The following is a 12,200-nucleotide window of genomic DNA, read 5'->3' as shown; positions in this document are numbered from 1 at the left end:
TCCTCGGCAGTGTCTGCGCACGGCTGTTTTTTAAGTGAAGCGTAAAAGTCGGGCAAGGGTAACAAAGCCCGATGACCAGTGCAGTCGATCCTGACACTTACAGAAAAGCCCTACAGCCTCAGTCGCCATTCAAGCGTTCGGCGACACCGATGCAGATCGACATGATCAGCTTGAGTTCCTTTTGCACCGTGCTGAGGGACACATTCAGTTCATCGGCGATTTCCTGATAGCTGTGCCCGTGCAGGCGGCTGAGGATGAAAATCTGCTGCTGGCGCGGGCTGAGTTGACTGAGGCTCACGTTCAAGCGCTCCAGCAGTTGTTCGGCGTGGGCGGCGTCTTCTGCGCTGCTGGCCGGGGCGGCGACGCTGTGCACGACGTCCTGCGGCACGTCATCGACCATGGTCCGTGAATGAATCTTGCGCGCGCGCAGATGATCCAGCGCCAGGTTGCGCGCAGTCTGGAAGACAAAGGGTTCGAGATGATCGATGGCCCGCTCGCTCAGCGCCCGCGTCACGCGCAGGTAGGTTTCCTGCAACAGGTCTTCAGCGGTGCTGTGATTATTGACCATCCGTTCCAGCGTACGCAGCAGTGAAGTGCGCTGGGTGAGGAAGACGTGGTTGAAGCGCGATTGACTCACGGGAGGACCTGATCCATTTTGAGCGAATGATAATGCTTATCATCTATCTGAATGGTCAAGTGCTGATTTCAAATTGGAATGATTGACCTTGTGGGAGCTGGCTTGCCAGCGATGGCGGTGGGCACATCAGATGGATGTGCCGACCTCATCGCTGGCAAGCCAGCTCCCACAGGAATCAGGGGCGGGGAATTATTCCGCGTTGCACAGCGCCAGGCAGTTATCCAGCATACGGTTGGAGAAGCCCCACTCGTTGTCGTACCAGGCCAGTACCTTCAGCAGTTTGCCGCTGGATTTGGTGTGGTTGGCGTCGAAGATCGACGACAGCGGGTTGTGGTTGAAGTCGCTGGAAACCAGCGGCAACGTGTTGTAACCCAAAATTTTCGAATGCTGGCTGGCCGCTTTCAGCAGGGCATTCACTTCTTCGGCAGTGGCTTCTTTCTTCAACTGAACGGTCAGATCCACCAGCGACACATTGATCACCGGCACCCGCACGGCCATGCCGGTCAGTTTGCCCGCCAGTTCCGGCAGCACCAGACCCACCGCTTCAGCGGCACCGGTCTTGCTCGGGATCATGTTCTGCGTGGCCGAGCGCGCGCGGTACGGGTCGGTGTGGTAAACGTCGGTCAGGTTCTGATCGTTGGTGTAAGCATGAATGGTGGTCATCAGACCGCTTTCGATCCCCAGCTCGCGGTGCAACACCTGCGCCACCGGCGCCAGGCAGTTGGTGGTGCACGACGCGTTGGAAATGATCTGGTGCGACTGGCGCAGAATGTCGTGGTTCACACCATAAACGACGGTGGCGTCGGCACCTTTGGCCGGGGCCGAGATGATCACTTTGCGTGCGCCGGCAGTAATATGCGCAGCGGCTTTGGCACGGTCGGTGAACAGACCGGTGCATTCGAACACCACATCGATTTTTTCCGCAGCCCAGGGCAGCTCGGCCGGGTTGCGAATGGCGCTGACCGAAATGCGGTCGCCGTTGACGGTCAGGCTTTCGTTGTCATGCGCCACTTCGGCGTCGAACGTGCCATGAACGGTGTCGTATTTGAGCAGATGCGCGTTGATCGAACTGTCGCCCAGATCGTTGATGGCGACGATCTGCAAATCCTGACGATAGCCTTGGGTATACAGTGCGCGCAGGACATTACGGCCGATGCGGCCAAAACCATTGATTGCGATTCGAAGAGTCATGAAACAGCGCCGCCGTCGTTTTGTTGTTGGAATTACAAGATTATTCGCATAAAAATAGAAAACAAGCCTTTTTAGTGGCAATATTTTGTTTTATCTACAACGAGTGACCTGAATCAACTGGTCCGAATGGTCAAAAAAGCCGTCTGTCATTCCGACAACAACGGCGTTTGATCAGCATAGACAATCAGGTCGCCACATCCGTTAGCCTGGAGTTCTACACATGCATCCCCGCGTCCTTGAGGTCACCGAACGGCTTATCGCCCGCAGCCGCGCCACGCGTCAGGCTTACCTTGCACTGATTCGCGGGGCCGCGACGGATGGCCCGATGCGCGGCAAGCTGCAATGCGCCAACTTCGCCCACGGTGTGGCCGGGTGTGGCAGCGAAGACAAGCACAGCCTGCGGATGATGAATTCGGCGAACATCGCCATTGTTTCTTCATATAACGACATGCTCTCGGCGCACCAGCCGTACGAAGTCTTCCCTGAACAAATCAAGAGTGCCCTGCGCGAAATCGGTTCGGTCGGCCAGTTCGCCGGCGGCACTCCGGCGATGTGCGACGGTGTGACCCAAGGCGAGCCGGGCATGGAACTGAGCCTGCCGAGCCGCGAAGTCATCGCCATGTCCACGGCAGTGGCGCTGTCGCACAACATGTTCGACGGCGCGCTGATGCTGGGCATTTGCGACAAGATTGTCCCGGGCCTGATGATGGGCTCGCTGCGCTTCGGTCATCTGCCAACGATTTTCGTTCCGGGCGGGCCGATGGTCTCGGGGATTTCCAACAAGGAAAAAGCCGACGTGCGGCAGAAGTACGCCGAAGGCAAGGCGACCCGCGAAGAGCTGCTGGAATCGGAGATGAAGTCCTACCACAGCCCGGGTACCTGCACCTTCTACGGCACCGCCAACACCAACCAGTTGCTGATGGAAGTCATGGGCCTGCACTTGCCGGGCGCCTCGTTCGTCAACCCGAACACGCCGCTGCGTGATGCCCTGACTCGCGAAGCGGCGCATCAAGTCACGCGCCTGACCAAGCAAAATGGCAACTTCATGCCGATCGGCGAAATCGTCGATGAGAAGTCGCTGGTCAACTCGATCGTCGCGTTGCACGCCACCGGCGGCTCGACCAACCACACCCTGCACATGCCGGCCATCGCCATGGCCGCGGGCATTCAACTGACCTGGCAGGACATGGCCGACCTCTCCGAAGTCGTTCCGACCCTGAGCCACGTCTACCCGAACGGCAAAGCCGACATCAACCACTTCCAGGCCGCTGGCGGCATGTCGTTCCTGATCCGCGAACTGCTCGCGGCGGGCCTGCTGCACGAAGACGTCAACACCGTGCTTGGCCACGGCTTGAGCCAGTACACCAAAGAACCGTTCCTCGATAACGGTCAGCTGGTGTGGCGCGAAGGTCCGGTCGACAGTCTCGACGAAAACATCCTGCGCCCGGTCGCGCGTGCGTTCTCGGCGGAGGGCGGTCTGCGCGTAATGGAAGGCAACCTCGGTCGCGGTGTGATGAAGGTTTCCGCTGTGGCGCTGGAAAACCAGATCGTCGAAGCACCGGCCATGGTCTTCCAGGATCAACAGGATCTGGCCGATGCGTTCAAGGCCGGTCTGCTGGAAAAAGATTTTGTCGCGGTGATGCGCTTCCAGGGGCCACGCTCCAACGGCATGCCGGAGCTGCACAAGATGACGCCGTTCCTCGGCGTGCTGCAGGATCGCGGCTTCAAAGTTGCGCTGGTGACTGACGGGCGCATGTCCGGCGCCTCGGGCAAAATCCCGGCGGCGATTCATGTCAGCCCGGAAGCTTATGTCGGCGGCGCTTTGGCGCGCGTGCAAGAGGGCGATATCATCCGCGTCGATGGCGTCAAAGGTACTTTGGAACTCAAAGTGGACGCCGAAGAATTTGCCGCGCGCGAACCTGCCAAAGGCCTGTTGGGCAACAACATCGGCAGCGGTCGCGAACTGTTCGGCTTCATGCGTTTGGCCTTCAGCTCGGCGGAGCAGGGCGCCAGCGCCTTCACTTCTGCCCTGGAGACGCTTAATTGAAACTGGCTTTGGTCGGTGACATCGGAGGCACCAACGCGCGGTTTGCGTTGTGGAAAAATCAGCAACTCGAATCGATTCAAGTGCTGGCCACGGCCGACCACGCCAGCCCGGAGGAGGCGATCAGTCTCTATCTGAGCGGGCTCGGTCTGGTGCCGGGTTCGATCGGTTCGGTGTGCCTGTCGGTGGCCGGTCCCGTGAGTGGTGATGAATTCAAGTTCACCAACAACCACTGGCGCCTGAGCCGCACGGCGTTCTGCAAAACCTTGCAGGTCGAGCAGCTGTTGCTGGTCAATGACTTCTCGGCGATGGCGCTGGGCATGACCCGTTTGCAGCCCGGCGAATTCCGCGTGGTTTGCGAGGGCACGCCGGAGCCGTTGCGGCCGGCGGTGGTGATCGGCCCGGGCACTGGCCTTGGCGTCGGCACCTTGCTCGATCTCGGTGAAGGTCGTTTTGCCGCATTGCCGGGGGAGGGCGGTCACGTCGATCTGCCGTTGAGCAGTCCACGTGAAACCCAGCTGTGGCAGCACATCCATAACGAGATCGGCCATGTCAGCGCGGAAACTGCGTTGAGCGGTGGTGGCTTGCCACGGGTTTACCGGGCGATCTGCGCGGTGGACGGGCACGAACCGACGCTGGATACCCCGGAATCGATCACCGCTGCAGGATTGGCAGGTGACCCGATTGCCCTGGAAGTGCTGGAGCAATTCTGCTGCTGGCTGGGTCGCGTGGCCGGTAACAACGTGCTGACCACGGGTGGCCGTGGTGGTGTGTACATCGTCGGTGGCGTGATTCCACGCTTTGCCGACTTCTTCCTCGAAAGCGGTTTTGCCCGCAGCTTCGCCGACAAGGGTTGCATGAGCGATTACTTCAAAGGCATTCCGGTATGGCTGGTGACGGCGCCTTATTCCGGGCTTGTCGGCGCTGGTGTGGCTCTCGAACAGGCTTGAGACCGAGTCGCCTTCATCGCTGGCAAGCCAGCGATGGGGCCAGAACAGACAACAAATGAAGATCGTTCCCACGCTCTGCGTGGGAATGCAGCCCGTGACGCTCTGCGTCACTGGACGCGGAGCGTCCCTTGATACATTCCCACGCAGAGCGTGGGAACGATCGGTCTACACATCAGGCATAATCCGCCCCAATTCCAACAACAAGGATGCCTTCGAAGTGAGCTCAGTCAACAAGTCGATATTGTTGGTCGATGACGACCAGGAAATACGCGAGTTGCTGGAAACCTACCTGACCCGCGCCGGGTTTCAGGTGCGTGCCACGGCCGATGGCGCCAGTTTCCGCCAGGCACTCAACGAGGCGCCGAGCGATCTGGTGATCCTCGATGTCATGCTCCCCGACGAAGACGGCTTCAGCCTCTGCCGCTGGGTGCGTCAGCATCCGCGTCAGGCGCAGGTGCCAATCATCATGCTCACCGCCAGTTCCGACGAGGCCGACCGGGTCATCGGCCTGGAACTCGGCGCCGACGACTACCTTGGCAAACCCTTCAGCCCCCGCGAACTGCAAGCCCGCATCAAGGCCTTGCTGCGCCGCGCGCAATTCGGTCAGGAACGCAACGGCAGTGAAGTGCTGGCCTTCGATGAGTGGCGGCTGGACATGGTCAGCCATCGGCTGTTCCACACCGACGGTGAAGAAGTGATTCTGTCCGGTGCCGACTTCGCCCTGCTGAAACTGTTCCTCGATCACCCGCAGGAAATCCTCGACCGCGACACCATCGGCAATGCCACCCGTGGCCGCGACCTGATGCCGCTCGATCGCATCGTCGACATGGCGGTCAGCCGTTTGCGTCAGCGCCTGCGCGACACCGAGAAACCGCCGCGGCTGATCCGCACCGTACGCGGCAGCGGCTACCAACTGGCAGCCAACGTGGTTGCCGGCAATGGTCACTGATTCGCTGCGCAAACTCGCGGCCAGGGTGCCGGTGCCGCGTTCGCTGCTCGGGCGGATGCTGCTGCTGACCCTGCTCGCGGTGTTGTTCGCACAGACGTTGTCCAGCGTGATCTGGGTTTCGCAACTGCGCGCCACCCAGCTTGAAGGTCTGGTCACCAGTGCCCGCAGCCTCGCCCATTCGATGACGGCCAGCGTCAGTTATTTCCGCTCGTTGCCGGTGGCTTATCGGCCGCTGGTGCTCGACCAGTTGCGCAGCATGGGCGGCACCCGGTTCGTGGTGACGCTCAACGATAAACCGCTGGGCATGGATGTGCTGCCGGTGACGCCGCGCAAGGCTGCGGTGATGAAGGCTGTGGACGAAGTGCTGCGCCAGACCCTCGGCAATGACACGGATATTTCGGTGACATTTGTCAGCCCCGAGGACCTGCGGATTTTCAATGCCGGGTTGAAACTCGATGAACTGCCGCGCTCCTGGGCGCATTACGCGCTGACGCTGGAACCGGTAAACCCGCCAGTGCTGGTCACGCAAATTCAGATGGCGCCGGGCGAATGGCTGTACATCGCATCTTTGTTGCCGGAACCGTACACCAGTCTTGAAGAGCAAGGCCTGCCCTCGCAGCAGGTGTGGTTCATCGTCCTCACCAGTGGATTTTTGCTGCTGTTCATTGGTCTTTTGGTGCACTGGCAGAGCCGGCCGCTCAAGCGTCTGGCGCGGGCCGCACGGGACATGTCGCTGGGCGCCGACGTCGAGCCGGTGGCCGAGGGTGGCGGCAGTGAAGTGGTCGAAGTGGGCCGTGCGTTCAACACCATGCGCGAACGCATCAGCCGTTACCTGACTGAACGCAGCCAGTTGTTCAGCGCGATCTCCCATGACCTGCGCACACCGATCACCCGCTTGCGCTTGCGCGTCGAGCTGCTGGAAGACGAAACGCTGCAAGCTAAATTCGGCCGTGATCTGGATGAGCTGGAACTGCTGGTCAAAGGCGCGTTGCAGTGCGTGAAAGACACCGATATCCACGAGAACATCGAGCCGGTGGATTTGAACCATGTGCTCGATTGCCTCGTCGAGCCGTATCTGGCGCCCAACGGCAATGGACGCGTGACGCAGCAGGGGCGGGCGTTGGCCGCGTATCCGGGTAAGCCTTTGGCGCTGAAGCGTTGCATTGGCAACTTGATCGACAACGCGCTGAAGTACGGGCAGAACGCGCATTTGCATATCGATGACGATGAGAGTGCGTTTGTCCTGCACGTCGATGATGAAGGGCCGGGGGTGCCGGAGCAGCGGCTGGAACAGGTGTTCGAGCCGCACTTTCGCTTGGCGGGGCAGCAGCAGGGGTATGGGTTGGGGCTTGGGATTGCGCGCAACATTGCCCATAGCCATGGCGGTGAGGTGACGTTGCAGAATTTGCGCGAGGGTGGGTTGCGGGTGACCCTGCAACTGCCGCGTTCGGCGGATTGAGGCGGAAGAGCCCCTCACCCTAGCCCTCCCGAAACGTCGGACCGCCCGGAGGGAGAGGGAACCGATTGGGCGATGCTGGATAAATACGCCGACCTGAAAGTGTTGCGCCGAATCCATAATCGACTCGGTATTTCAGGTCGGCGGAAAGCTCATTACACCTCGATCGGCCCCCTCTCCCTTTGGGAGAGGGCTGGGGTGAGGGTTTGCTCTTTGTCACGGATCAGTGACAAAACCCGCCCCCTTCGTTACAAGCCCATCCCGGCCCGTTGTTTAGACTCCCCGCAGTCATAACAACAAAAAAGGCCACCCATGGATCTCTTCCAACCCGGCTTCAGCAGTTGGCTGAACGCCCCTGCCCACCAGCAATGGCTCGCTGCCGAAGGCCTGCGTCTGCTGGATTTCGCCAAGGCATCAAAACTGCCCGAAGGCTTCGGCAACCTCGACGAGCGTGGCCGTCTGCCAACCAACGCGCGAGCCGAAACCATGAACACCGCGCGCATGACCCACAGCTTCGCCATGGCTCATATTCAAGGCCTGCCGGGGTTTGCCGAACTGATCGATCACGGCATCGCCGCCCTGCGCGGGCCGTTGCGTGATGCGTTGCACGGCGGCTGGTTTGCGGTCGCCGAACACCGCGACGGCAACACCGGCAAGAACGCCTATCTGCACGCCTTCGTTGCGCTGGCCGCGAGTTCCGCAGTGGTCGCGCAGCGTCCCGGCGCCCAGGCGTTGCTGGATGACGCCATCGACATCATCGACACGTATTTCTGGAGCGAAGAAGAGGGCGCCATGCGCGAATTCTTCAATCGTGACTGGAGCGAAGAGGAAGCCTATCGCGGCGCCAACAGCAACATGCACGCCACCGAAGCGTTCCTCGCCCTGGCCGATGTCACTGAAGACCCACGCTGGCTGGTACGCGCACAACGTATCGTCGAGCGGGTGATTCACGGTCACGCTGCCGCCAACGATTACATGGTCATCGAGCACTTCGACCGCGACTGGCAGCCGCTGCGCGAGTACAACCACGACAATCCTGCCGATGGATTTCGCCCCTACGGCACCACGCCGGGCCACGGCTTCGAGTGGGCGCGGCTGTTGCTGCACCTCGAAGCGGCGCGGGTCCAGGCGGGCATGCTCACGCCGGGCTGGCTTGCCACCGACGCGCAGAAACTCTTCGAGAACAACTGCCGCAATGGCTGGAACGTCGATGGTTTGCCGGGCATCGTCTACACCCTCGACTGGAGCAACAAAGCCGTCGTCCGCCACCGCTTGCACTGGACGCACGCCGAAGCCAGCGCTGCCGCCAGCGCCTTGCTCAAACGCACGGGTGATGCGCAATACGAAACCTGGTACCGACTGTTCTGGGAATTCTGCGAGGTGAATTTCATCGACCGCTGCGACGGCAGCTGGCACCACGAACTCAATCCGCAAAACCTGCCAAGTGCCGATATCTGGCCGGGCAAACCCGATCTGTATCACGCCTGGCAAGCCGTGCTGATCCCTCGTCTACCCTTGTCACCGAGTATGGCCACTGCGCTGGCGCAGCCGTCCCAGAGCGTTCCTGTGTAACCATGTGGTGACATTCGCGCGTCCCTTCGTTACCTGCGAAGGGAATCGCCCTGTTTAAACTCCTGTGCAGCGCAAGCACCAGACTTGCAATGCATAACAACAAGAAAGGTACATCTCAGATGAATGCGATTTCTCGCCTCGCTACTGTCATTTCTGTCGCCTCCCTGTTCCCGCTCGCAATTCTGCCTCTCAGTGTGTCCGCTGCCGAATCCAAAGGTTCGGTGGAAGTCGTGCACTGGTGGACGTCCGGTGGCGAAAAAGCTGCCGTTGATGTGCTCAAGGCCCAAGTCGAAAAAGACGGTTTCACCTGGAAGGACGGCGCCGTTGCCGGCGGTGGCGGTGCGACTGCCATGACCGTACTGAAAAGCCGTGCCGTGGCCGGTAACCCACCGGGCGTTGCCCAGATCAAAGGCCCGGACATTCAGGAATGGGCGTCGACCGGTCTGCTCGACACCGACGTCTTGAAAGACGTTGCCAAAGAAGAGAAGTGGGACAGCCTGCTCGACAAGAAAGTCTCCGATACCGTGAAGTACGACGGTGATTACGTGGCCGTGCCGGTGAACATTCACCGTGTGAACTGGCTGTGGATCAACCCGGAAGTCTTCAAGAAAGCCGGCATCACCAAGAACCCGACCACCCTCGAAGAATTTTACGCTGCGGGCGACAAGCTGAAAGCCGCGGGCTTCATTGCGCTGGCTCACGGCGGTCAGCCTTGGCAGGACAGCACCGTGTTCGAAGCCGTGGTGCTTTCGGTCATGGGTGTCGATGGTTACAAGAAAGCTTTGGTCGATCTGGACAACGGTGCGCTGACCGGTCCGGAAATGGTCAAGGCCCTGACTGAGCTGAAGAAAGTCGCGACCTACATGGACGCTGACGGCAAAGGCCAGGACTGGAACCTGGAAGCGGCCAAAGTCATCAACGGCAAGGCCGGCATGCAGATCATGGGTGACTGGGCCAAGTCCGAATGGACCGCCGCCAAGAAAATCGCCGGCAAGGATTACCAGTGCGTAGCCTTCCCGGGTACCGACAAGGCGTTCACCTACAACATCGACTCCCTCGCGGTGTTCAAGCAGAAAGACGCCGGCACTGCCGCGGGTCAGAAGGACATTGCCAAAGTCGTGCTGGGTGAAAACTTCCAGAAAGTCTTCAGCATCAACAAAGGCTCGATCCCGGTACGTATCGACATGTTGAACGACATGGAGAAACTCGGTTTCGACTCCTGCGCACAGACTGCAGCGAAGGACTTCCTGGCAGACGCCAAGTCCGGCGGTCTGCAGCCAAGCATGGCGCACAACATGGCGACCACGCTGGCCGTGCAAGGCGCGTTCTTTGATGTCGTGACCAACTACATCAACGACCCGAAAGCCGACCCGGCCGACACTGCCAAGAAACTGGGTGCAGCGATCAAGTCGGCTAAATAAGCGTCGGTAGCACAGGCCCCTCCTGTGGGAGCAGGCCTTTGTGGTGAGGGAATTTATCCCCGATGGGTTGCGAAGCGACCCCGGAAAGTTGCAGCGGCGCAATATCAGACAAACCGCATTCAATGATTTTGCGACTGCTTCGCAGCCGATCGGGGATAAATCCCCTCGCCACAGGGGCCGCTCCCACAAGGGATCTCACTGTAGTTTTTATTCCCTGTACTGGATTTCCCCATGAGTTCTGTTGCTGTGTTCAGCAAAGCCTCGCCGTTCGATGCACTGCAGCGCTGGCTACCGAAACTGGTGCTGGCGCCGAGCATGTTCATCGTGCTGGTGGGCTTCTATGGCTACATCCTGTGGACGTTCGTGCTGTCGTTCACCACCTCGACCTTCCTGCCCAACTACAAGTGGGCCGGCCTTGCGCAATACGCGCGGTTGTTCGACAACGACCGCTGGTGGGTCGCGAGCAAGAACCTCGCGGTGTTCGGTGGCATGTTCATCGGCATCACCCTGGTGATCGGCGTGCTGCTGGCGGTGTTCCTCGACCAGCGCATCCGTCGCGAAGGCTTTATCCGCACCATTTACCTGTACCCGATGGCGCTCTCGATGATCGTGACCGGTACCGCATGGAAATGGTTGCTCAACCCGGGCATGGGCCTGGACAAATTGTTGCGTGACTGGGGCTGGGAAGGCTTCCGTCTCGACTGGCTGATTGACCCGGATCGCGTGGTCTATTGCCTGGTGATCGCCGCTGTCTGGCAAGCCTCGGGCTTCATCATGGCGATGTTCCTCGCTGGCCTGCGTGGCGTTGATCAATCGATCATCCGTGCTGCGCAGATCGACGGCGCGAGCATGCCGACCATCTACTGGAAAGTGGTGCTGCCAAGCCTGCGTCCGGTGTTCTTCAGTGCGGTGATGATTCTGGCGCACATCGCGATCAAGAGCTTCGACCTGGTCGCAGCGATGACCGCCGGTGGCCCGGGTTATTCCTCCGACCTGCCGGCGATGTTCATGTATTCCTTCACCTTCAGTCGCGGCCAGATGGGCATGGGCTCGGCCAGTGCGATTCTGATGCTCGGTGCGATTCTCGCGATCATCGTGCCTTACCTGTACTCCGAGCTGAGGACCAAGCGTCATGACTAGTCTCGCTGCCAAACCCGCCATCAGCCTGAGTCGCATCGCGATTTATGCGGTGCTGATTTTCGCCGTGTTCCTCTATCTGGTGCCGCTGGTGGTGATGTTGCTGACCAGCTTCAAGACCCCCGAAGACATCAGCACCGGCAACCTGCTGAGCTGGCCGACCGTGGTCAGCGGCATCGGCTGGGTCAAGGCCTGGGCCACGGTTGATGGCTACTTCTGGAACTCGATCAAAATCACTGTGCCAGCCGTGATCATCTCCACCGCCATCGGCGCGTTGAACGGTTATGTGTTGTCGTTCTGGCGCTTCCGCGGTTCGCAGTTGTTCTTCGGTCTGCTGTTGTTCGGCTGCTTCCTGCCGTTCCAGACCGTGCTGCTGCCGGCCTCGTTCACCCTTGGCAAGATGGGCCTGGCGAGCACCACCACTGGCCTGGTGTTCATCCATGTGGTCTACGGTCTGGCGTTCACCACGCTGTTTTTCCGTAACTACTACGTGAGCATTCCGGATGCGCTGATCAAAGCGGCACGCCTGGACGGTGCCGGGTTTTTCACCATTTTCCGCCTGATCATTCTGCCGATGTCGACACCGATCATCATGGTCTGCCTGATCTGGCAGTTCACTCAGATCTGGAACGACTTCCTCTTCGGTGTGGTGTTCTCCAGCGGCGATTCGCAACCGATCACCGTGGCGCTGAACAACCTGGTCAACACCAGCACCGGCGCCAAGGAATACAACGTGGATATGGCAGCGGCGATGATCGCCGGTCTGCCGACCCTGCTGGTCTATGTGGTCGCAGGCAAGTATTTCGTGCGCGGGCTGACGGCCGGCGCAGTCAAGGGGTAATC

General features: G+C 60.1%; 10 protein-coding genes. 8 read left to right on the top strand and 2 right to left on the bottom strand.

What is annotated here, in order from left to right:
* Positions 1-118: 118 nt before the first annotated feature.
* Complete coding sequence (locus AC3WMT_RS13785) at positions 119-637, bottom strand: RNA polymerase sigma factor (RefSeq protein WP_103303982.1); 519 nt, start codon at positions 635-637, stop codon at positions 119-121.
* 189 nt (positions 638-826) lie between these two features.
* Complete coding sequence (gene gap / locus AC3WMT_RS13780; protein ID WP_103303983.1) at positions 827-1,828, bottom strand: type I glyceraldehyde-3-phosphate dehydrogenase; 1,002 nt, start codon at positions 1,826-1,828, stop codon at positions 827-829.
* A gap of 220 nt (positions 1,829-2,048) precedes the next feature.
* Here gap and edd point away from each other — a divergent pair, with 220 nt between their 5' ends.
* The 8 genes from edd (at position 2,049) to AC3WMT_RS13740 (ending at position 12,198) form a co-directional block, all read left to right on the top strand.
* Positions 2,049-3,875 (top strand): phosphogluconate dehydratase, encoded by a 1,827-nt coding sequence (edd, locus tag AC3WMT_RS13775; RefSeq protein ID WP_103303984.1) that lies wholly within the window; start codon positions 2,049-2,051, stop codon positions 3,873-3,875.
* Positions 3,872-4,822, top strand: coding sequence for a glucokinase (locus AC3WMT_RS13770; RefSeq protein ID WP_103303985.1), 951 nt, complete (start codon positions 3,872-3,874; stop codon positions 4,820-4,822). Before edd ends, AC3WMT_RS13770 begins: the two co-directional genes overlap by 4 nt.
* Before the next feature lie 217 nt (positions 4,823-5,039).
* Positions 5,040-5,771 (top strand): response regulator, encoded by a 732-nt coding sequence (locus AC3WMT_RS13765; RefSeq protein WP_008082801.1) that lies wholly within the window; start codon positions 5,040-5,042, stop codon positions 5,769-5,771.
* Positions 5,761-7,230 (top strand): ATP-binding protein, encoded by a 1,470-nt coding sequence (locus AC3WMT_RS13760; protein WP_103303986.1) that lies wholly within the window; start codon positions 5,761-5,763, stop codon positions 7,228-7,230. Before AC3WMT_RS13765 ends, AC3WMT_RS13760 begins: the two co-directional genes overlap by 11 nt.
* Before the next feature lie 309 nt (positions 7,231-7,539).
* Positions 7,540-8,799 carry a D-mannose isomerase gene (locus AC3WMT_RS13755; protein ID WP_103303987.1) on the top strand — a complete coding sequence of 420 codons (1,260 nt, stop codon included), beginning with the start codon at positions 7,540-7,542 and terminating at the stop codon, positions 8,797-8,799.
* 119 nt (positions 8,800-8,918) lie between these two features.
* Positions 8,919-10,220, top strand: a complete 1,302-nt coding sequence (locus tag AC3WMT_RS13750) for an ABC transporter substrate-binding protein (RefSeq protein WP_103303988.1) — start codon at positions 8,919-8,921, stop codon at positions 10,218-10,220.
* A 231-nt stretch (positions 10,221-10,451) separates the two neighbouring features.
* Entirely contained in the window at positions 10,452-11,360 is a 909-nt protein-coding gene (locus tag AC3WMT_RS13745) for a carbohydrate ABC transporter permease (RefSeq protein WP_003227452.1), read from the top strand.
* Positions 11,353-12,198, top strand: a complete 846-nt coding sequence (locus AC3WMT_RS13740; protein WP_103303989.1) for a carbohydrate ABC transporter permease — start codon at positions 11,353-11,355, stop codon at positions 12,196-12,198. Before AC3WMT_RS13745 ends, AC3WMT_RS13740 begins: the two co-directional genes overlap by 8 nt.
* Positions 12,199-12,200 lie beyond the last annotated feature (2 nt).

It is taken from the genome of Pseudomonas sp. FW305-7, from assembly GCF_058786735.1.
The sequence above is the reverse complement of the archived record's forward strand: the minus strand, read 5'-3'. Positions and strand labels throughout refer to the sequence as shown.